The 22,531-nt window shown below is 41.1% G+C and carries 18 protein-coding genes; 16 read left to right on the top strand and 2 right to left on the bottom strand.

What is annotated here, in order from left to right:
* The first annotated feature begins 440 nt into the window (after nucleotides 1-440).
* On the top strand, nucleotides 441-2,546 hold the full coding sequence (locus ACIY14_RS02780) for an ATP-dependent Clp protease ATP-binding subunit (RefSeq protein WP_409001441.1): 2,106 nt from the start codon (nucleotides 441-443) through the stop codon (nucleotides 2,544-2,546).
* Between the two features lie 163 nt (nucleotides 2,547-2,709).
* On the opposite strand, the gene ACIY14_RS02775 is transcribed toward ACIY14_RS02780, so the two are convergent.
* Nucleotides 2,710-3,192: an S-ribosylhomocysteine lyase gene (locus ACIY14_RS02775; protein ID WP_000032562.1), complete on the bottom strand. Its 483-nt coding sequence runs from the start codon at nucleotides 3,190-3,192 to the stop codon at nucleotides 2,710-2,712.
* 263 nt (nucleotides 3,193-3,455) lie between these two features.
* On the opposite strand from ACIY14_RS02775, the gene ACIY14_RS02770 reads away from it, so the two are divergent.
* Genes ACIY14_RS02770 through ACIY14_RS02750 form a run of 5 tightly spaced genes read left to right on the top strand, consistent with a single transcriptional unit; the run spans nucleotide 3,456 to nucleotide 7,384 of the window.
* Nucleotides 3,456-4,163: an ABC transporter ATP-binding protein gene (locus ACIY14_RS02770; RefSeq protein WP_213988371.1), complete on the top strand. Its 708-nt coding sequence runs from the start codon at nucleotides 3,456-3,458 to the stop codon at nucleotides 4,161-4,163.
* 1 nt (nucleotide 4,164) lies between these two features.
* A complete protein-coding gene (locus ACIY14_RS02765) occupies nucleotides 4,165-4,953 on the top strand; it encodes a lantibiotic ABC transporter permease (protein WP_409001440.1) in 789 nt (262 codons plus the stop codon).
* On the top strand, nucleotides 4,953-5,675 hold the full coding sequence (locus ACIY14_RS02760) for a lantibiotic ABC transporter permease (protein WP_409001439.1): 723 nt from the start codon (nucleotides 4,953-4,955) through the stop codon (nucleotides 5,673-5,675). Before ACIY14_RS02765 ends, ACIY14_RS02760 begins: the two co-directional genes overlap by 1 nt.
* 12 nt (nucleotides 5,676-5,687) lie before the next feature.
* Nucleotides 5,688-6,386 (top strand): response regulator transcription factor, encoded by a 699-nt coding sequence (locus tag ACIY14_RS02755; protein WP_409001438.1) that lies wholly within the window; start codon nucleotides 5,688-5,690, stop codon nucleotides 6,384-6,386.
* Complete coding sequence (locus ACIY14_RS02750; protein WP_409001437.1) at nucleotides 6,353-7,384, top strand: sensor histidine kinase; 1,032 nt, start codon at nucleotides 6,353-6,355, stop codon at nucleotides 7,382-7,384. Before ACIY14_RS02755 ends, ACIY14_RS02750 begins: the two co-directional genes overlap by 34 nt.
* A 134-nt stretch (nucleotides 7,385-7,518) precedes the next feature.
* Here the strand turns inward: ACIY14_RS02750 and ACIY14_RS02745 are convergent, their stop codons facing one another.
* Nucleotides 7,519-9,003, bottom strand: a complete 1,485-nt coding sequence (locus ACIY14_RS02745) for a DUF1846 domain-containing protein (RefSeq protein WP_409001436.1) — start codon at nucleotides 9,001-9,003, stop codon at nucleotides 7,519-7,521.
* A gap of 152 nt (nucleotides 9,004-9,155) precedes the next feature.
* Here ACIY14_RS02745 and ACIY14_RS02740 point away from each other — a divergent pair, with 152 nt between their 5' ends.
* The 10 genes from ACIY14_RS02740 to ACIY14_RS02695 all read left to right on the top strand — a co-directional run bounded on the left by ACIY14_RS02740 (nucleotide 9,156) and on the right by ACIY14_RS02695 (nucleotide 22,528).
* On the top strand, nucleotides 9,156-10,766 hold the full coding sequence (locus ACIY14_RS02740) for a glycoside hydrolase family 13 protein (protein WP_409001435.1): 1,611 nt from the start codon (nucleotides 9,156-9,158) through the stop codon (nucleotides 10,764-10,766).
* Between the two features lie 169 nt (nucleotides 10,767-10,935).
* The gene (locus ACIY14_RS02735; protein ID WP_409001434.1) at nucleotides 10,936-12,903 is read left to right on the top strand and encodes a peptide ABC transporter substrate-binding protein; all 1,968 of its coding nucleotides are present in this window, start codon (nucleotides 10,936-10,938) and stop codon (nucleotides 12,901-12,903) included.
* 154 nt (nucleotides 12,904-13,057) lie between these two features.
* Nucleotides 13,058-15,016 carry a peptide ABC transporter substrate-binding protein gene (locus tag ACIY14_RS02730; RefSeq protein ID WP_409001433.1) on the top strand — a complete coding sequence of 653 codons (1,959 nt, stop codon included), beginning with the start codon at nucleotides 13,058-13,060 and terminating at the stop codon, nucleotides 15,014-15,016.
* 193 nt (nucleotides 15,017-15,209) lie between these two features.
* Complete coding sequence (locus tag ACIY14_RS02725) at nucleotides 15,210-16,655, top strand: LCP family protein (RefSeq protein WP_409001432.1); 1,446 nt, start codon at nucleotides 15,210-15,212, stop codon at nucleotides 16,653-16,655.
* Nucleotide 16,656: 1 nt separating this feature from the next.
* Nucleotides 16,657-17,388 carry a capsular polysaccharide biosynthesis protein Cps4B gene (cps4B, locus tag ACIY14_RS02720; RefSeq protein WP_247916626.1) on the top strand — a complete coding sequence of 244 codons (732 nt, stop codon included), beginning with the start codon at nucleotides 16,657-16,659 and terminating at the stop codon, nucleotides 17,386-17,388.
* 8 nt (nucleotides 17,389-17,396) lie between these two features.
* Nucleotides 17,397-18,089, top strand: coding sequence for a capsular polysaccharide biosynthesis protein CpsC (cpsC, locus tag ACIY14_RS02715; protein ID WP_409001431.1), 693 nt, complete (start codon nucleotides 17,397-17,399; stop codon nucleotides 18,087-18,089).
* Nucleotides 18,090-18,098: 9 nt separating this feature from the next.
* Complete coding sequence (locus ACIY14_RS02710; RefSeq protein WP_272153962.1) at nucleotides 18,099-18,782, top strand: tyrosine-protein kinase; 684 nt, start codon at nucleotides 18,099-18,101, stop codon at nucleotides 18,780-18,782.
* A 22-nt stretch (nucleotides 18,783-18,804) separates the two neighbouring features.
* The gene (locus tag ACIY14_RS02705) at nucleotides 18,805-20,172 is read left to right on the top strand and encodes a sugar transferase (protein WP_409001430.1); all 1,368 of its coding nucleotides are present in this window, start codon (nucleotides 18,805-18,807) and stop codon (nucleotides 20,170-20,172) included.
* Between the two features lie 28 nt (nucleotides 20,173-20,200).
* Nucleotides 20,201-21,373, top strand: coding sequence for a beta 1-4 rhamnosyltransferase Cps2T (gene cps2T / locus ACIY14_RS02700; RefSeq protein WP_409001429.1), 1,173 nt, complete (start codon nucleotides 20,201-20,203; stop codon nucleotides 21,371-21,373).
* A gap of 3 nt (nucleotides 21,374-21,376) precedes the next feature.
* Nucleotides 21,377-22,528: a glycosyltransferase family 4 protein gene (locus ACIY14_RS02695; RefSeq protein ID WP_409001428.1), complete on the top strand. Its 1,152-nt coding sequence runs from the start codon at nucleotides 21,377-21,379 to the stop codon at nucleotides 22,526-22,528.
* Nucleotides 22,529-22,531 lie beyond the last annotated feature (3 nt).

The raw sequence follows: 22,531 nt of genomic DNA, 5'->3' as shown, positions 1-22,531 counted from the left end.
AAAAGGACTTAGTCCTGTGCAATACAGAACTAAATCCTTCACTTAAATTATTTGTCTAACTTTTTGGGGTCAGTACAGAAACGACTGGCTTTTTGCGTCCTTGAAAAATTTTTAAAAATAGTCAAATTTGGTCAAAAAAGTTATTGACTTTTACTGACCAAAGTGATATAGTAGAAACATAAGGAAAATGAATTCCTTAAAAAGCTCATTTTCAACGAATTAGTCTTTGAGAGTGAGGTATAGAATCCCGAGAAAGGGGTGAGGCCTATGTTGAATCTAACAGAATTTGAAAAGAAGATTATAAAAGGCTTATTTAAAAAAGAAAAACCAGAAATTATACGTAGAGTAGCGATTTAGCTAGTCTAAATTTTTTAAAACAAAGGTCAAAGATAGTCAATATCAAAGATCGCATATAATTAAGAATAAACGAGGTAAAGAATATGAACAACAACTTTAATAACTTTAACAACATGGATGATTTATTTAACCAATTGATGGGTGGTATGCGAGGATATAGTTCTGAAAACCGTCGCTACTTGATTAATGGACGAGAAGTGACACCTGAGGAATTTGCTCATTATCGTGCAACTGGTCAATTACCAGGAAATGCAGAATCTGATGCGCAAATGCAACAACACGCTTCAGGTATGAAACAAGACGGTGTCCTTGCTAAACTAGGTCGAAACTTGACCGCAGAAGCTCGCGAGGGCAAATTGGATCCTGTTATCGGACGAAACAAGGAAATTCAAGAAACATCTGAAATCCTCTCACGTCGTACCAAAAACAATCCTGTACTTGTCGGAGATGCAGGTGTTGGTAAGACAGCAGTTGTCGAAGGTCTAGCACAAGCTATTGTGAACGGAGATGTTCCAGCTGCTATTAAGAACAAGGAAATCATTTCCATTGATATCTCAGGTCTCGAGGCTGGTACTCAATACCGTGGTAGCTTTGAAGAAAATGTGCAAAATCTAGTCAATGAGGTAAAAGAAGCAGGAAATATTATCCTCTTCTTTGATGAAATCCACCAAATCCTTGGTGCTGGTAGCACTGGTGGAGACAGTGGTTCTAAGGGGCTTGCGGACATTCTCAAGCCAGCCCTCTCTCGTGGTGAATTGACCGTTATTGGAGCGACAACTCAAGACGAATACCGTAACACTATCTTGAAAAATGCAGCTCTTGCTCGTCGTTTCAACGAAGTGAAGGTCAATGCTCCTTCAGCAGAGGATACCTTTAAAATCCTTCAAGGAATTCGTGACCTCTATCAACAACACCACAATGTCATCTTGCCAGATGAAGTCTTGAAAGCAGCAGTGGATTATTCTGTCCAATACATTCCTCAACGCAGCTTGCCAGATAAGGCTATTGACCTTGTCGATGTAACGGCAGCTCACTTGGCAGCTCAACATCCAGTAACAGATGTTCATGCTGTCGAACGGGAGATTGAGGCAGAAAAAGACAAGCAAGAAAAAGCAGTTGAAGCAGAAGACTTTGAAGCAGCTCTTAATGCTAAAACACGCATTGCAGAATTAGAAAAGAAAATCGAAAACCACACAGAAGATATGAAGGTGACTGCAAGTGTCAACGATGTGGCTGAATCTGTGGAACGTATGACTGGTATTCCAGTGTCACAAATGGGAGCGTCAGACATCGAACGTTTGAAAGATATGGCCCATCGCTTGGAGCACAAGGTTATTGGCCAAGATAAGGCAGTAGAAGCAGTGGCTCGTGCTATCCGTCGTAACCGTGCAGGATTTGATGAAGGCAATCGCCCAATCGGTAGCTTCCTCTTTGTAGGTCCTACTGGGGTTGGGAAGACCGAGCTTGCTAAGCAATTGGCGCTCGATATGTTTGGAACCAAGGATGCGATCATCCGTTTGGATATGTCTGAATACAGTGACCGCACAGCCGTTTCTAAGTTAATCGGTACAACAGCAGGTTATGTGGGTTATGATGACAATAGCAATACCTTGACAGAACGTGTTCGTCGCAATCCTTACTCTATCATTCTCTTGGACGAAATTGAAAAGGCTGATCCTCAAGTCATTACCCTTCTCCTCCAAGTCTTGGATGACGGTCGTTTAACTGATGGTCAAGGAAATACCGTGAACTTCAAAAACACTGTCATTATCGCAACATCAAATGCTGGATTTGGCTATGAAGCCAACTTGACGGAAGATGCAGACAAACCAGAATTAATGGATCGTTTGAAACCATACTTCCGTCCAGAATTCCTCAATCGCTTTAATGCAGTTATCGAGTTCTCACACTTGAATAAGGAAGACCTTTCTAAGATTGTGGACTTGATGTTGGCTGAAGTCAACCAAACCTTGGCTAAGAAAGGAATCGACCTTGAAGTTGGCCAAGCAGCTAAGGACTTTATCACAGAAGAAGGCTATGACGAAGTTATGGGTGTTCGTCCTCTCCGTCGCGTGGTTGAACAACAAATTCGTGATAAGGTGACAGACTTCCACTTGGATCATCTAGATGCCAAACATCTGGAAGCAGATATGGAAGATGGTATTTTGGTCATTCGTGAAAAAGCCTAATACTCTTCGAAAATCAAATTCAAACCACGTCAGCTTCACCTTGCCGTACTTAAGTACAGCCTGCGGCTAGCTTTCTAGTTTGCTCTTTGATTTTCATTGAGTATAAGACAAAATTTTGAGAAAAAAGAAGGAGCCAGCTGAAAAGCTGGTTCCTTTTTTGTGTTTAAATCACATGACGTTCAAAGGCATCATCTGAAATACCTTGTTCCAGGATGAGTTTAGCCCATTCTTTAGCAGAAAAGAGGCTGTGGTCCTTGTAGTTTCCACAAGATTCTATGGTTGTTCCAGGTACATCTTCCCAAGTAGTCGTTTCAGCGATTTCCTTGAGCGAATCCTTGATAACAGCAGCAATCTCAGCGCTGGTATGACGTCCCCACATAATCATGTGAAAACCTGTACGGCAACCAAATGGTGAACAGTCAATCATCCCGTCAATGCGGGTACGGATGAGTTTGGCCAAGAGGTGTTCGATAGTGTGAAGGCCAGCAGTAGGGATAGAGTCTTCGTTTGGCTGTACTAAGCGAATATCATAATTGGAGATGACATCTCCCTTTGGCCCTGTTTCTTCCCCAATCAAGCGAACATAGGGTGCTTTAACAATGGTGTGGTCAAGTTCAAAACTTTCAACAATAACTTCTTTTGACATGGTAGTTCCTTTCAGTTTTCTTCTTTCATTATAACATAAAGCCAGCTCTTGATGGAGTTTGATAAATGACTTTTTGAAACTAGCATTATAACAAAGTCTCCATACAAAACTCGCAGAATTATAAAGAAAAACTGAGTTCTTTCTAATGAAGCTAGAGCAACTTCTGAAAGATGGAGTCAACTTTTAGAATTTTTGCTTGATTTCTGAACTAATTCTGAACTAGATTGGATATACTGTAGAAAATAAAGATAAAGGAGTTCAGTATGGAACATATGGTGAAAATAGAAGGCGTTTGCAAAAAGCATGGCAGTAAGCAGATTTTAGAAGATATTTCTTTTACAGCTAGAAGCGGGCGGATTACAGCTTTTCTGGGCCCAAATGGTGCAGGGAAAAGTTCGACCTTGAGGATTCTCTTGGGGTTAGATCGGGCGACAGCAGGAGCGGCGACTTTTGATGGGCAAACCTATCAGTCAATGATCTATCCGCTCAGAACGGTAGGTGCAGCCTTTGACGGCATTGGCGGTTTGCCAAATCGAAAGGTCTATGACCACTTGAGAATTATTGCGGCGAGTAATGCTATTCCCAAGTCTCGGATTGATGAGGTTTTGGAGATGACTGGAATCGCTCATAAGAGGAAGGACCTCTTGTCAAGCCTGTCTCTGGGGGAGGGTCAGCGGTTGGGTTTGGCAGCAGCTTTGCTAGGTGATCCTCAGTTTCTTATATTAGATGAACCGACCAATGGACTGGATCCAAGTGGGATTAAGTGGTTTAGAAAGTTCATCCGTCAGCAGGCTGATTTAGGGAAAACGGTACTTCTATCATCCCACATCCTGTCAGAGGTGCAAATGGTGACAGATGATGTGGTCTTGATTCACCATGGGCGAATTATTGAGCAAGGACGATTGGAAGAGGTGCTGCAAGATTCAGACAGTCTAGAAGATCTCTTCTTTGATTTGACAGAGGAGGTTTAAGATGAAAGAAACGATGTCCTTATTGCATTCAGAATGGTTGAAAATCCGCTCAATCAAGGCTTTCAAAGTAAGTGTGGCCTTCATGCTGCTATTAGTGCCTGTCGTATCCTGGTTGGAGGGCCGACAGTATCTGTCTATCGGCTTGGATGCTACGCCTGAGACGGTTCCTAATCTGATAAACGCCATTGATCCGCTGGAATATCTAGGTCTCAACGGGGCTTCTATGGCGGTCATGGTCTTGGTCATTTTAGCTGGAATTTTGGGAGCTATGGAATTTCAGTCTCATAGCTTGAGAACCAGTCTCTTGACCTGTAATAACCGGCTGAAGTTGCTTGTGGGGAAACTCATGATCTTTACTTGCTTTTCTCTTGCCACTAGCTTTTTATCAATCTACTTTAGTTATATGGTCATGCATCTCGCTTTAGGAAAGGAAGGACTTGATCCGATTCTGCTCAATCAGGCAGCTTGGAGTTTGATTTTGTGGAAAACCTTATCTCTGACCTTATTGGGAATCCTTTCGTTTTTGTTAGGTTTATTGGCTCGGACCATGCTAGTTCCTCTGCTTTTTCTCATACCACAGATCTATAATCTGGGAAACTACCTGGCAGCTCACACGAGTTGGGGGACTTATTTGCCACAGCCAGCAGGAGAGTTGTTTGCTGCAACGCCAACTTCCCAATATGCTAACAATCCCTTGCAAGGGCTGTTGATACTTGGTGCATGGTTGCTAGTCATCGGCGGCATGGCTTCTCTGCGCTTTTTGAAGACGGATTTAGGAGGGCGATACTGATGATAAAAGCTTTGCTTAGAAGTGAATGGATTAAGTTCCGTTCTTACTATCTCGCTCTTGGTGCAGCCTTAGTGGCTATGGTAGCTGTTCCATTTTTTCTGATGAATCTTGACTACAGTCAGACAGCAGTTGGTCAGACGAAGGCTCTGAGCGAGGTTTTGCATGCCCTCTATCTGGCGCAGCCTGTCATCGTCATCTTTACTTCTCTCTATTTTGCCCAGGAGTTTGTCAAGTCTGGGATGCGAACGAATTTTCTAACCGTATCAAATAGAAAGGTTTGGTTGGCTGGGAAATTCCTTTTTCTGGGCTTGCTGCTCTTGGTTCTCTACAGTGTCATGATAGGCAGCTGTTTCCTTGTTATGCTGGCTCGTTTTGACCTAAGCTTTAGCTGGTCCTTACTAGAGAAATTCCTCTATTACAGCTCTTTTGGTCTTCTCAGCAATATTTTTCTGGCTTTTTTAACTGCTGGCCTCGCTTTGCTATTTCAATCTTGGGTTGTGCCGGTGTCGGTGCTCTTTCCTCTCTTGATTGGTCTCAGCCGTTTATTGGCGACTTTCATCAAAGAAGCAAAATACCTGCCCGATCTGGCTACGCTAAATCTTTTTGAGTATAAAGGACTTCAGCATTCAATAGATCTCTCAGGGCTGGGAATACAGCTGTTATGGTTAGCTTTGGTTTGGAGCCCTGCTATATTCTTAACCTTGAAACGAGATGTTCGCTAGAGGTATGCTATAATGGAAATCATGAGACAGTATCGTATTTTGGTGGTTGATGACGACCAGAGCATTTTAAAGCTGGTGAAAAACGTCCTAGAGCTAGATGCTTATGATGTGACGACGCTTGATCGGATAGAAGACCTAGAGCTGACGCATTTTGTCGGATATGACTTGATTCTGCTGGATGTGATGATGGAGCCTGTTAATGGTTTTGAGCTGTGTTCCTACATTCGTCCTCATCTTTCGTGTCCAATCATCTTTCTGACGGCTAAGGAATTGGAGGCGGACAAAGTGGAAGGGCTCTTTCGCGGAGCAGATGACTATATTGTCAAGCCTTTTGGAACCAAAGAATTGCTGGCGCGTGTCAGGGCTCATCTTCGGCGGGAGGAAAGACGTGAGGAGCGATATTCTGAAATTGCTTCTTGCCAATTTTATCCAGAGCGCTATGAAGTTGCCTGTTTTGGTAAAGTTTTGAAATTTTCAGAGCGAGAGTTTAAGTTGCTGCATTTACTAGCTAGCAGTCCCAAGCAGACCTTTTCAGCTGAACGCCTGCATACCTTGCTTTATCCAGAAAGCTCAGAAACACAGCTTCGTTCCATCTCAGAATACGTATATCAGATTCGTCAAAAATGCAAACAAGAGGGGCTGCAAGCAATCGCAACTGTGAGAGGAGTAGGCTATAGATGGCAATTAGAACCCGAAATTTCAAAATCCTAGTCTGGACAACCAGTTTAAAAATCGTCTTTTTCCATGTTTTGATTTTTGTGCTTATAGGTTATGAATTTACGCAAGGAAGCAATCACGTTCTTTTCGCCTTGTTCTTTTGGGCAGGGAGCTTGCTGCTGATTACTTTTTATCATATTTTGAAATTGCTCCGAAAAATCGACAGGGAAATAAAAATGCTAACGAGCAAGAAGCTTTTAGAAGAAAATCAAAGCCAGCTTTTTCGGATCGAGGAAATGCTCGAAGTCTATAGCGATTTACGGAGCAGTCACCAAGAAAATGCTCGTCTTCTAGAAAAAGAGCAGCAGCATAATCAAGAGTTGATTTTACAGCTATCAGCGACATCGCACGATTTGAAAACGCCCCTAACTGTGATTAAGGGGAATGCTGAGCTCTTGGAATTGGCGCAGTTAGGCCAGCCACAGGCAGACTATGCTGCTGAGATTTTGCAAGCTAGTTACAAGATGGAAGAATATTGTGGCTCTCTTATTGATTACGCTAAGGCTTTTCAGATTGATTCTAATCAGTTCAGTCAGCTTTCCTTAGAGGACTTTTTGGCTTATCTCCAGGACGATTGGGCGCTGTTCAGTAAACAGGAAAGCTATCGTTTTTATCTCCAAGAAGATTGTAATCTTAGTCTGATTTTGTCGATTCACTTGGACTATCTCAAACGGGCTTTGCTCAATATTTTACTGAATGCGCTTGAACATGCAGACCAGGGTCAAAAGAAAGTGAAGCTAACGGTATCAGTGCAGGAGGATCAGTTGGTTTTTGCTATCTGGAACAACGGCCCTTCATTTTCAGAGGAGATGCTGCTGGGAGCAGAACAGCTCTTCTACCAGAGTGATCAAAGCCGCAATTCAGCTAATCCCCATCATGGTATCGGCTTAGCTTTTTCTAAGCAGGTAGCTCTCTTGCACGGTGGTCGTCTGACCCTGCTCAATCCAGCCCAAGGAGGAGCCTGTGTCGAGTTGACAATTTCATTGAAATAAATGAGAATGGGAAATCATAAAAACGCATAATACCAAGTGTTCAAAAGACTTGATATTATGCGTTTGATTTTTTTATTATGTAAAGATTTACTGGATTTTTCTCTCAAATTGAGTTTTTGTCCAGCCTTGTTTATTTATTTACGATACAGGCGATCGTATTGGTAGTAAGGGTCGAAGGTTACGTTGATGCCTAGCTTGCGAAGGACGTTCTTGTCTTCGTCTGTCAAGATGATGGTTGAGTGGGCTTCGCTCCCTTTGAGGTTGCCAAGTTCTTCCATGGCACGCGCAGCATCAGGATTTTCCATAGCTGTGATTGCAAGAGCAATCAGGATTTCATTTGAATGCAGGCGTGGATTGCGACTACCGAGATGGTTGATTTTAAGGCCTTGGATTGGTTTGACAACTTCAGGCTCGATTAATTTTACTTCCTTAGCGATGTCAGCTGATTTTTTGATGGCATTGATCAAGGCAGCAGCTGTAGGACCAAAGAGTTCAGAGTTTTTACCAGTTACGATTTCCCCATTTGGCAATTCAAGGGCTAGGGCAGGACCACCAGTTTCTTCTGCTTTTTGGCGTGCAGCAACAGCAACCTTACGGTCTGCAGGAGTGATACCGAGGTCGTTCATGAGCAGTTCAATTTTCTTGACAGCAGATTCGCCAACTTTTTCAGCTTTGAAATCAAGGACTGTTTGATAGTAACGACGAATGATTTCTTGTTTAGAAGCTTCGATAGCAGCCTCATTATCTGTAATAGCGAAGCCAACCATGTTGACACCCATGTCTGTTGGAGAAGCGTATGGAGATTCGCCGAGGATGCGCTCTAACATGCGCTTGAGCACTGGGAAGATTTCGATATCACGGTTGTAGTTGACAGTGGTTTCTCCGTAGGTTTGGAGGTGGAATGGGTCAATCATGTTGACATCATCAAGGTCTGCGGTTGCAGCCTCGTAGGCCAAGTTGACTGGATGATGAAGGGGCAGGTTCCAAACTGGGAAGGTTTCAAATTTAGCGTAACCAGACTTGATGCCATTGATTTGGTCGTGGTACATGTTTGACATACAAGTGGCCAATTTTCCAGAACCAGGTCCAGGAGCGGTTACGACAATCAAGTTGCGACTGGTTTTGATGTAGTCGTTTTTCCCCATACCTTCTGGAGAAATGATGTGGTCCATATCAGTCGGATATCCTTTGATTGGGTAATGAAGATAAGAATCAATTCCGTTTTTATCTAACTGGTTGCGGAAGGCATCTGCAGCCGGTTGGCCAGCGTACTGTGTGATGACAACCGAACCAACAAAAATTCCCAGCTCATTGAATTTGTCAATCAAACGAAGAACTTCTTGGTCATAAGAAATGCCTAGGTCGCCACGTGCTTTGGAATGTTCGATGTTGCTAGCATTAATAGCAATCACAACCTCAACCTGCTCTTTCAATTCTTGCAAGAGCTTGATTTTATTGTCAGGCTCATAACCAGGAAGTACACGAGCAGCGTGGAAATCTTCTAACATTTTGCCACCAAACTCCAAATAGAGCTTGCCATCAAATTGGTTAATGCGCTCCAAAATGTGGTCGCGCTGTAGATTCAGATATTGTTCAGAACTAAAAGCTTGTTTTTTCATTTTTTTACCTCTGACCTCTATTATAATAAAAAATTGGAAGTTAGGAAACTACGGAGCTAAAAAAGAAATTAAAAAGATTAGGCAAACGCTTGCACAAAATTTTAAAAAGCGCTATCATAGACTATAGATTATTAAAATAATGAGGTAAACAGATGCAAGAAAAATGGTGGCACAATGCCGTAGTCTATCAAGTCTATCCAAAGAGTTTCATGGACAGTAACGGAGATGGAATTGGCGATTTGCCAGGAATTACTAGTAAGTTGGACTATCTAGCCAAGCTAGGAATCACAGCAATTTGGCTTTCTCCTGTTTATGACAGTCCGATGGATGATAATGGCTATGATATTGCTGATTATCAAGCGATTGCAGCTATTTTCGGGACCATGGAGGACATGGACCAACTAATCGCAGAGGCTAAGAAGCGGGATATTCGAATTATCATGGACTTGGTGGTCAATCATACCTCGGATGAGCATGCTTGGTTTGTCGAGGCCTGTGAAAATCCTGGCAGCCCCGAGCGAGACTACTATATCTGGCGGGATGAGCCCAATGATTTGGAGTCTATCTTTAGTGGGTCTGCCTGGGAATACGATGAAAAATCAGATCAATACTATCTTCACTTTTTCAGCAAGAAACAGCCTGATCTCAACTGGGAGAATGAAAAACTGCGCCAGAAAATTTACGAGATGATGAACTTCTGGATTGATAAAGGAATTGGCGGTTTCCGTATGGATGTCATTGACATGATTGGGAAAATTCCTGACGAGAAAGTAGTCAATAATGGCCCTATGCTCCATCCCTATCTCAAGGAGATGAATCAGGCGACCTTTGGAGATAAGAATCTCTTGACAGTAGGAGAGACCTGGGGAGCAACGCCAGAGATTGCCAAGCTCTACTCTGATCCAAAGGGGCAAGAATTGTCTATGGTCTTCCAGTTTGAGCACATTTGTCTTCAATATCAGGAAGGGCAACCTAAATGGCACTATCAAAAAGAGCTGAATATCAGTAAGTTAAAAGAAATCTTCAACAAATGGCAGACAGAGTTAGGAGTTGAAGACGGCTGGAATTCCCTCTTCTGGAACAATCATGACCTCCCTCGTATCGTCTCTATCTGGGGAAATGACCAAGAATGTCGTGAGAAATCTGCCAAAGCCTTTGCAATCCTACTTCATCTTATGAGAGGGACTCCTTATATCTACCAAGGTGAGGAGATTGGGATGACCAACTATCCATTTGAAACACTGGATCAAGTAGAAGATATTGAATCCCTCAACTATGCGCGTGAAGCTCTTGAGAAAGGCGTTTCTATAGAGGAAATCATGGACAGCATCCGTGTCATCGGTCGTGATAATGCACGTACTCCGATGCAATGGGATGAAAGCAAAAATGCTGGCTTCTCAACAGGTAAATCTTGGTTGGCAGTTAATCCAAACTACGAAGAAATCAACGTTCAAGAAGCACTGGCAAATCCAGATTCTATTTTCTATACCTATCAGAAACTCATTCAGATCCGTAAGGAGAACAGCTGGCTGATTCGAGCTGATTTTGAATTGCTTGATACAGCTGACAAGATCTTTGCTTATATCCGTAAGGACGGTGACCGTCGTTTCTTAGTTGTGGCTAACTTGTCCAATGAAAAACAAAACTTTTCAGTAGAAGGAAAAGTTAAATCTGTCTTGATTGAAAACACTACAGCTAAAAAAGCAGTTGAGAAACAGACCTTGGCTCCATGGGATGCCTTCTGTGTGGAACTAACGGATTAAAATAAGTGAACCTCAAGCCTTTGATGCTTGGGGTTCTTTTACTAAAAAATATGTAGAAAAGTCTTTAAAAAATATTTGTTAGAATTTTCCAAAAAATCTGGCGAAAGCCCTTGCTTTTATGAAAAAATAGAGTATAATGGTGAAAATACTATCTTAAAGGAGATTACTTATGAGATCGAAAAAGTGGCTCTTAGGAGCAGGTGCCGTCCTGAGCACAGCCCTTCTTTTAACTGCTTGTGGGAAAAGTGAAAAGAAGGCTGATGCACCCAAGACATTCTCTTATGTCTATGCTATGGATCCATCGTCTTTGGACTACAGTGTGACGAGCAAGAGTTCAACTTCTGATGTTATAGCGAACGTTGTTGATGGCCTTTTGGAAAATGATAAGTATGGAAACTTAATTCCATCGCTTGCAGAAGACTGGTCCGTTTCTAAAGATGGCTTGACTTATACCTACAAACTTCGTAAGGGTGTAAAATGGTATACTTCTGAGGGAGAAGAGTATGCTGAAGTCAAAGCTCAGGATTTTGTTACTGGTCTGAAACACGCGGCTGATGGCAAATCAGACGGTCTCTCTCTCCTTCAAGATTCTATCAAAGGTTTGGCAGAGTATATCAGTGGAGAAAGCAATGATTTCTCTACTGTAGGAGTTAAGGCTGTTGATGATTACACGGTAGAATACACACTCAACAAACCAGAAAGTTTCTGGAATTCTAAGGTTACAACTGCTACCATGCTGCCAGTTAATGAAGAATTCTTGAATTCTAAAGGGAGCGACTACGGTGCGCCAACACCATCAAGTATTCTTTATAACGGTCCTTACCTTTTGAAATCATTGACTTCAAAATCAGTCATTGAGTATGAAAAGAATCCAAACTATTGGGACAAGGACAATGTTAAGATTGACAATATCAAACTAACCTTCTATGATGGTTCCGACCAAGAATCCTTGATTCGAAGCTTTACGCAGGGGGCTTATACAACAGCTCGTCTCTTCCCAACAAGCTCAAACTTTGAGTCAACTAAGAAAGAGTACGGAGATAAGATTGTCTACAGTCCACAAGAAGCGACAAGCTACTATCTCACTGTTAACGTAAACCGCCAGTCTTACAATAAAACAGCCAAAACAGACGAGGCTCAAAAAACATCAACAAAAGAAGCTCTTCTCAACAAGAATTTCCGTCAAGCCTTGAACTTTGCCCTTGACCGTCATTCTTACACGGCTCAGTTGAATGGTGAAGAAGGTGCGGACAAAATTATCCGTAACAGTCTAGTACCTCATGACTACGTTCAAGTAGGTGAAAAGACATTTGGAGAGTTGGCACAAGCAGAGCTGGTTTCTTACGGAGACCAATGGAAAGATGTAGCCCTTACTGATGGTAAGGATACGCTTTACAGTCCTGAAAAAGCCAAGGCAGCCTTTGCAAAGGCTAAGGCAGAATTGCAGGCTAAGGGTGTGACCTTCCCAATCCGTTTGGATGTTCCAGTTGAGCAGACTGATGTCATTGCCGTTCAACAAACCAACTCACTCAAGCAGTCTATCGAATCAACACTGGGTACGGAGAATGTCATTGTCGATGTCCTTCAAATGACCGATAATGAGAAAATGAGCATTACGTCTCAAGCTAAGGTTCCAGCACAAAAAGACTACGACTTGAATGGAACTGGTTGGGGACCAGACTATCAAGACCCAGCCACCTACCTAAACATTCTTGATGCTAAGAAGGGTTCTGCCCTTAAACACTTGGGTATCACTCGTGGAAAAGATCCAGAAGTGATGGCTCAAGTCGGCCTAGACGAATACAAGAAACTCTTGGATGATGCCGCAGCTGAAACAAGCGACCTCAATAAGCGTTACGAAAAATACGCTAAAGCGCAAGCTTGGGTATCTGATAGTTCGCTCTTGATTCCAGTTGCCTCTTCAGGTGGTTCTCCAACTGTTAGCCGTACTGTTCCATTCACAAAAGCATACTCTCAAGTCGGAATCAAGGGAGATCCATTTGTGTTCAAAGGTTTGGAATTGCAAAATGATGTCGTGACTACAAAAGAATACGAAGAAGCTCTCAAGAAATGGCAACAAGAAAAGATTGAAACAAATGCCAAATACCAAAAAGAGCTAGAAAAACACGTTAAATAATCTATAAGAAAGGAAGAGGCAGGTAACTGTGCTTCCTTTCTTTTTATTTGACTAGGTTCATCATTCATCTATAAAAGAGTCGGAAACTTTACAATTTAGGATAAATTTGATAAAATACGGCTATGTTATAAAAAGTGACATAAAGGAGTAGAGGATGAACATGAAAAAAAGACTCATCGGAACTGGTCTTGTCCTAGCTACAGGGATTTTACTGACAGCTTGTGGACAGTCAAATACTGATACAAGCACTTTCTCATCAACATTTAGTGCAAATCCGACGACGTTTAACTATCTTTTAGACTATTATGCAGATAACACTTCAGTGATTACCAATCTTGTGGATGGTTTGTTAGAAAATGATAGCTATGGGAATCTAACGCCAGCTCTAGCTGAAGATTGGTCAGTTTCGGCGGATGGTTTAACCTATACTTATAAACTCAGAAAAGACGCCAAGTGGTATACGGCTGATGGAGAAGAGTACGCTCCAGTCAAAGCCCAAGACTTTGTCACTGGGATTAAGTATGCTGCGGACAACAAGGGGCAAGCCATGGATCTCATCCAAAACTCTATCAAGGGATTGAATGACTATGTGACAGGTGCGACCAATGACTTCACAACAGTTGGTGTCAAAGCCTTGGATGACTATACGGTTGAGTACACTTTGACTCGACCAGAGCCCTACTGGAACTCAAAGACCACCAATAGTATCCTTTTCCCGGTTAACGAAGAGTTTTTGAAATCAAAGGATAAAGAATTTGGAACCTTGACGCCAAACAGCATCCTTTATAATGGGCCTTACTTGTTAAAAGATTTCACATCAAAATCTTCCATCGAGTATGTGAAGAATCCACACTATTATGACCATGATAAAGTAACCATTGAAAAAGTTAAGTTAGCCTACTTTGATGGGTCCGATCAGGAGATGACCATTCGAAACTTTGAAAATGGCGCTTACTCGATTGCAGGAGTCTATCCAAATAGTTCGAACTATGCCAAGACAAAAGAAAAATACCAAGACAATATCGTTTATAGCTTGCAAGACAAGACATCTTGGTACTTTAACTTTAACGTCAACCGTAAGACCTATAATCATACCGCTAAAACAACGGACGAACAAAAGAAATCAGCTCAAACAGCTATCTTAAATAAAAATTTCCGTCAGGCTATCAACTTTGGTATTGATCGAACAGCCTACTCTGCTCAATCTAACGGTGAAGAAGCAGCGAGCAAAACCCTTCGTAATACTCTGGTTCCACCAACTTTTGTCCAAGTGGGAGATAAGACCTTTGGAGAAGTAACAGCTTCTAAACTTGTAAACTATGGAATTGAGTGGTCAGGTATCAATTTGGCAGACGCTCAAGATGCATACTTTAACAAGGAAAAGGCCCAAGCAAAATTTGCGGAAGCTAAAAAGGAATTGGAAGCTCAAGGCGTGACTTTCCCAATCCATTTGGATGTCCCTGTTGATCAGACGAATAAAAATGCGGTTTCTGGTATGAACTCGGTTAAACAAACCCTTGAAACAGTACTAGGTTCTGACAATATCGTCATTGATGTTCAACAGCTTTCTATAGATGACTTTGGAAATGTTGCCTTCCTAGCGCCAAATCCAGCAGCTCGTGACTACGATCTAAACTTTGATGGTTGGGTTGGTGATTACCAGGATCCATCAACTTATCTAGACCCCTTCAATGCTGAAACCGGCTTCTATCTCAAGATTTTTGGCCTTGATGCCAAGGAAGACCAAGAGCTCATCAAGAGTCTGGGGCTCGATACCTATACACAACTCCTAAAAGAAGCAGATGCTGAGAATAAAGATGTCGCTAAGCGTTATGAAAAATACGCTGAAGCTCAAGCTTGGATGATTGACAATTCTCTAGTCATGTCTGCTATGTCAAATGGTGGAACAGCCTCTGTAACCAAAGTAACTCCGTTTACACGTGCCTACTCTCTAGTGGGAATCAAGGGTGACGGAAATAATTATAAGTACATGAGACTGCAAAAAGACCCTGTTACCAAGAAACAATTTGACGAAGCCAAGGCTAAGTGGGAAGCAGAAAGTAAAAAGGCTATTGAAAAGAGCCAAAAAGAGTTTGAAAATCATATCAAATAAAAACAGAAATGGGGCCCCATAATAAAGGGGGTCTTGTTTTTGTTTTATCAAGGATTCCGTTAATGGAAGTCATAAATTCAAAATATAGATAAGAAAAAATGAATGAAAACGCTGATAATAGCAGGAATGGATGGAATTTCTTTCATGATTGTGATATAATAATTATAATTATTAACGTGTATAGGGGATTACCATGAGTAGACGTTCAAAGAGAAATCGTTCAGGAAATGTGAAACGAAGTATTAATATAGCTTTATTAGCCATTTATTTATTATTGAGTGGCTCTTTGTTGTTCTTAATTTTTAGACATAATATCCTAGCCTTTAGGCATCTCAATATCTTAGCTACTGTTCTAGTTTTACTATCTGCTATCGTAGCTCTACTTTTGATAGTATATAAGAAAGCCGAAAAGTTCACGATTTTCTTTTTGGTACTTGCGGTGTTAACTAGTTCGCTTTCGCTATTTGCTTTGCACCAATTTGTGGGCTTGACTAATCACATCAATGCGACATCAAACTACTCAGAATATTCGATGAGTGTTGTGGTTTTAAAAGATAGTGAAATCAACAACGTTACCCAGTTGGAAAGTGTAACAGGTCCGACTGAAACGGATAATGACAATATCCAAAAATTGATAGCGGATATTAAGACGACTCAGAGCAAAGACTTGGCGGTTGAACAAAGTGCATCTTACTTAGCAGCCTATAAGAGCTTGATTTCAGGTGATGCGAAAGCGATTGTCTTGAACAGTGTCTTTGAAAACATCATTGAAGCGGAGTATCCAGATTATGCTTCGAAGATTAAGAAAATCTATACGAAAAAACTAACCAAAGATGTTGCGGCACCAAAGGTATCTAAGAATCAATCCTTTAATATTTATATCAGTGGTATTGATACCTACGGACCTATCAGTTCAGTTTCGCGTTCAGACGTCAACATCTTGATGACTGTAAATCGAGATACTAAGAAAATCCTTCTCACCACAACACCTCGAGATTCTTATGTTCCGATTGCGGACGGAGGAAATAATCAAAAGGATAAATTGACTCACGCGGGGATTTATGGAGTGGACTCATCAATTCATACCTTGGAAAACCTATATGGAGTTGATATTAACTACTATGTTCGTTTGAATTTCACCTCTTTCTTGAAATTGATTGACCTTCTAGGTGGTGTGGATGTTTATAATGACCAAGATTTCACTTCTTTGCATGGGCGGTACCACTTTCCTGTCGGGAATGTCCATCTAGACTCTGAAAAAGCCCTTGGTTTTGTCCGCGAACGCTACTCTCTAGCGGATGGAGACCGCGACCGCGGTCGGAACCAGCAAAAAGTCATTGTTGCCATCATTCAGAAGCTAACCTCGACAGAGGCTTTAAAGAATTATGACAACATTATTCAAGGATTGCAAGATTCTCTTCAAACCAATATGCCTTTGGAAACCATGATGGACTTGATTAATACACAGTTGGATAGTGGTGGTCAGTATAAGGTTAATTCCCAAGACTTAAAAGGAACTGGTAGAACGGATCTTCCATCCTACGCTATGCCAGATAGCAACCTCTATATGATGGAAATTGATGAAAGTAGCTTGGCTGCAGCCAAGGCAGCTATCAAAGATGTGATGGAGGGGAAGTAGCATGATAGACATCCATTCACACATCGTTTTTGATGTGGATGATGGTCCAAAGTCGATAGAGGAGAGTAAAAACCTTTTAAGAGAAGCCTATAGTCAAGGGGTCAGGACCATTGTTTCCACGTCTCATCGTCGTAAAGGGATGTTTGAGACGCCAGAAGAGAAAATAGCAACTAACTTTTTGAAAGTTCGCGAAATGGCCAAAGAGGTGGCAGATGATCTTGTCATCGCTTATGGTGCAGAAATATACTATACGCCAGATGTTGTCGAAAAATTGGAAAAGAAATTGATTCCAACCCTCAATGATAGTCACTATGCTTTGATTGAGTTCAGTATGAATACACCCTATCGAGATATACATAAAGGCCTGAGCGATATTCTCATGTTAGGGATCACACCAGTTATTGCCCATATTGAGCGTTATGATGCTCTAGAAAATAATGAGAAGCGAGTTCAGGAGCTGATTGATATGGGGTGCTATACCCAGGTCAATAGTTCTCATGTCTTGAAACCAAAACTCTTTGGAGAAACCTACAAATTCATGAAAAAGAGAGCTCAGTATTTCTTGGAACGTGATCTAGTTCATGTCATTGCTAGCGATATGCATAACTTGGATCGTAGACCACCTCATATGGAAGAAGCCTATGACATCATTGCTAAAAAGTATAGCGAAGATAAGGCGAAGGAACTATTCAAAGATAACCCACGAAAAATAATAATGGATCAATTGATTTAGGAGAAACAATGAAAGAACAAAATATGATGGAAATTGATGTATTTCAATTGCTTAAAATTCTTTGGAAACGGAAATTTCTAATTGCACTGGTAGCAATCGTAACTGGGGTAGTAGCCTTTGCCTATAGTAGCTTTATCGTAAAACCTGAATATACCAGTACGACACGTATCTATGTAGTTAATCGTAATCAGGGAGATAAGCCTGGATTGACAAACCAAGATTTGCAAGCAGGATCTTACTTGGTTAAAGACTATCGCGAAATTATTCTTTCGCAAGACGTTTTGGAGAAGGTCGCAACGGATTTGAAACTGGATCTTCCTTCAAAAGGTTTGGCTAGTAAAATCAAGGTGACCGTACCGGCTGATACACGTATCGTATCCATCTCTGTTACAGATCGTGCGCCTGAAGAAGCAAGTCGTATCGCCAACTCATTGAGAGAGGTTGCAGCTCAAAAGATTATTAGTGTTACACGGGTTTCAGATGTGACGACACTCGAAGAGGCTCGCCCAGCAACCTCACCATCTTCACCAAACATCCGTCGTAATACCATGATTGGATTTCTCGCTGGAGCGGTTGTGATGATTGTCACAGTTCTCCTTATTGAACTCCTAGATACACGCGTTAAACGACCAGAAGACGTTGAGGATGTTATGCAAATTGCATTATTAGGAGTTGTTCCAAATTTGGATAAATTAAAATAGGAGAGAAAAATGCCAACGTTAGAAATCGCACATAAAAAATTGGATCAGGCAAGAAAAGCAGAGGAATATTACAATGCGCTTCGTACCAATATACAATTGAGCGGAAATAACTTAAAAGTTATTTCCATTACATCAGTGAAACCAGGGGAAGGGAAGTCAACTACTTCTACCAATATTGCTTGGGCCTTTGCGCGTGCTGGATATAAGACGCTTTTAATTGATGCCGATATTCGTAATTCTGTCATGTCAGGTGTTTTTAAATCACGTGAAAAGATTACGGGATTAACAGAATTCTTATCAGGGACAACAGATTTATCACAAGGGTTATGTGATACGAATGTTGAAAATTTGTTTGTCATTCAAGCTGGTTCCGTTTCTCCAAATCCAACAGCTTTGTTGCAAAGTGAGAATTTTAAGACTATGCTTGACACTTTGCGCAAGTACTTCGATTACATCATTGTGGACACTGCTCCTATCGGGGTTGTGATCGATGCGGCTATCATCACTCAGAAATGTGATGCTTCGATTTTGGTGACTGCAGCTGGTGAAACAAATCGACGTGATATCCAAAAAGCCAAAGAACAATTGGAACAAACAAGTAAACCATTCTTAGGGATTGTATTAAATAAATTGAATACCTCGGTTGAAAAATATGGATCATATGGAGCTTATGGCTCTTACGGGAAAAAATAAGAGATAGCTTAGGGAAGATATTATGGAAGAAAAAGGATTGAAGATTACTTTGGCGGTAATCCAGAGTTTTCTTGTCATTGTATTAGCTTATTTACTTAGTTTTGTAAGAGAAACAGAGATTGTGAACACCTCTGTTATCATCTTGTTCATTCTGCATTTTGTTGTTTTTAACATTAGTGATTATGAGCGTGATTTTTTTAAAAGGGGTTATTTATCTGAGTTTATCAGCACTACAAAATATATCGTTTTCTTTGCTTTAGCCATCAGTATTTCAAACTTCTTTTTAGAAGATCGTTTTAGTATCTCTAGACGAGGCATGATTTATTTTTTGACAATACATTCTATTTTGTTGTATTTGTTGAATCTGTGCATTAAACGCTATAGGAGACGTATCTTTCCAAATTTCAAGGGGAGTAAAAAGATATTCTTGATAACAGCTACTTCCAGAGTTGAGAAAGTTGTGGATAGACTGATAGAGTCGGGAGATATTTTTTGGGAATTGGTGGCGGTCAGTGTTTTGGATCAGCCTAATTTTCAGCATGCATCCGTAACCGTTGTACCTGCAGAGAACATCTTAGACTTTGCTACCCATGAAGTTGTTGATGAAGTTTTTATCAATTTACCAAGTGAAAAGTACGACATCGGGGAGTTCATCTCTCTTTTTGAAACAATGGGAATTGACGTGACAGTCAACCTGAATGCTTTCAATAACTATCTAGGTAGCGATAAAAAGATTCGCGGGATGGCAGGCTTGAATGTCATTACGTTTTCTACAAAATTTTATAAGACAAGCCATGTCATTGCTAAACGCTTCATTGATATCATAGGTTCAATTATCGGACTACTTATTTGTGGATTGGTGAGTATTGTTTTGGTTCCGGTGATTCGAAAAGATGGCGGACCCGCTATTTTTTCTCAAACTCGTATCGGAAAAAATGGTCGACATTTCACTTTTTATAAATTTAGATCTATGTGCGTGGATGCTGAGAAAAAGAAACAAGAGCTCCTTGCACAAAATACCATGCAAGGTGGTATGTTTAAAGTCGATGATGATCCTCGTATAACAAAGATAGGGAGATTTATCCGTAAGACCAGTCTAGATGAGCTCCCTCAGTTTTGGAATGTTTTAATGGGAGATATGAGTTTGGTTGGGACACGTCCCCCAACAGTTGATGAGTATGAAAAATATACTCCTGAACAAAAACGTCGTCTTAGTTTTAAGCCAGGAATTACTGGTCTATGGCAGGTGAGTGGTCGTAGTAAAATCACGGACTTTGATGATGTTGTCAAGCTGGACGTGGCCTACATTGATGATTGGACCATCTGGAAAGATATTGAAATATTGTTAAAGACCGTCAAAGTGGTATTTATGAGAGAAGGGGCGAAGTGATTTCTGCCTTCAGCTTGTTAGGAGAGAAATGAAACAGTCAGTTTATATTATTGGTTCAAAGGGGATTCCTGCTAAGTATGGAGGATTTGAAACCTTTGTTGAAAAATTAACCGAATATCAAAAAGACAGCAACATACAATACTATGTTGCTTGTATGCGTGAAAATTCAGCTAAATCTGGCATCACGGATGACCAGTTTGAGCATAATGGGGCCATTTGTTTCAACATTGATGTACCTAATATTGGACCGGCCCGCGCCATCGCTTACGATATCGCAGCGCTCAACAAGGCTATTGAATTGGCTAAGGAAAACAAGGACGAGGCTCCCATTTTTTACATTCTAGCTTGTCGCATCGGTCCTTTTATTTCTGGGCTTAAGAAAAAAATTCGTGCCATCGGAGGCCAATTGTTGGTAAATCCTGATGGTCATGAATGGCTGCGAGCAAAGTGGAGCCTGCCAGTTCGAAAGTATTGGAAAATCTCGGAGCAACTAATGGTCAAACATGCTGATTTATTGGTCTGTGACAGTAAAAATATTGAAAAATATATCCGGGAGGATTATAAGCAGTATCAACCAAAGACCACCTATATTGCCTATGGGACAGATACAGCTCCCTCAAGCCTGAAAGCAGAAGATGCCAAAGTTCGAGACTGGTATCAGGAAAAAGGAATTAGCGAAAATACCTATTATCTAGTGGTGGGACGATTCGTTCCTGAAAACAACTACGAAACCATGATTCGTGAATTTATCAAGTCCAAGTCCAAGAAGGACTTTGTCCTCATCACAAATGTGGAGCAGAATAAATTTTACGATCAGTTGCTACAGGATACTGGTTTTGATAAAGATCCTAGGGTCAAATTTGTCGGTACGGTCTATGACCAAGAATTGCTCAAGTACATTCGTGAAACTGCTTTTGCCTATTTGCATGGGCATGAGGTTGGAGGGACCAACCCTTCTCTACTGGAAGCCCTAGCATCTACAAAACTGAATTTGTTGCTAGATGTTGGCTTTAACCGTGAGGTTGGTGAAGACGGGGCTATTTATTGGAAAAAAGACGAGTTGGCACACGTCATTGAGGAAGTAGAGGGATTTGATCAAGTAGTGATAGCTGACTTGGATTTCAAGTCAAGCCAAAGAATTCTCTCAGCTTTCACATGGGAAAAGATTGTGTCAGATTATGAAGAAGTGTTTAAAGGATAGGGAATGAAACGGATTTTATACTTGCATGCTGGTGCAGAAATGTATGGAGCAGATAAGGTTTTACTGGAATTGATCAAAGGATTAGATCGCCAAGAATTTGAAGCTCACGTCATCCTACCAAATGATGGTGTTTTAGTCGAGGCCTTGCGTCAAGTTGGAGCTCAGGTTAGCGTGCTGGACTATCCGATTTTACGAAGAAAGTATTTTAACCCCAAAGGCATTGCCGACTATATTCGCTCTTATAATTTCTATGCTAAGCAAATCGCCCTCTATGCTCGAGAACATAGTATAGATATGGTTCACAATAATACAGCGGCTGTTTTGGAGGGCATCTATTTGAAACGCAAGCTCAAGCTGCCTTTGGTTTGGCATGTTCATGAGATTATCGTCAAACCCAAAGCTATTTCTGACTTTATCAATATGCTCATGGGACGATATGCAGACAAGATTGTGACGGTGTCCCAAGCGGTCGCTAATCATATCAAGCAGTCTCCCTTTATCAAAGATAGCCAAGTGGAAGTGATTTATAACGGTGTCGATAATGCTGTCTATTATCCAATGGATGCGTCTTCTATTCGTGAAAAATTTGACATTGAGCAAGATGCACTTGTGATTGGCATGATTGGTCGGGTCAATGCTATCAAAGGACAAAATGATTTCATAGAAGCAGTCGAGCCACTTTTGGAAAAGAATAAGAAAGCGGTGGCTTTCCTAGCTGGAGGTGTTTTTCCTGGTGAAGAATGGCGCTTAGAAGAACTAGATAATAGAATAGCTTCTTCATCTGTTGTGTCACAAATTCATCGTATTGATTACTACGATAAGACTTCTGAACTTTATAATATGTTTGATATCTTTGTCTTACCAAGTATAAAACCTGATTCCCTACCTACAGTAGTCCTAGAAGCCATGGCTTGTTCAAAACCAGTTGTTGGTTATAACAATGGGGGAATAGCTGAAATGGTAGTAGATGACAAAAGTGGTTGCTTAGTCAAACCAAATCGTCCTCAAGAACTTTCTAATGCCATTTCTCTCTTACTAGATAGTTCTGAAAAAAGAGAAAAATTTGGGCGAGTAGGATATCAGAGACAAAAAGAGCTGTTTTCTTTGGAGAGTTACATCAAGAACTTCTCGGAATTTTATGATAATTTACAATAAGGG

Source organism: Streptococcus sp. ST16 (assembly GCF_046098135.1).
Lineage (GTDB): Bacteria > Bacillota > Bacilli > Lactobacillales > Streptococcaceae > Streptococcus.
Note: the sequence above shows the minus strand (reverse complement) of the source record. Positions and strands in the feature narration are given on the sequence as shown.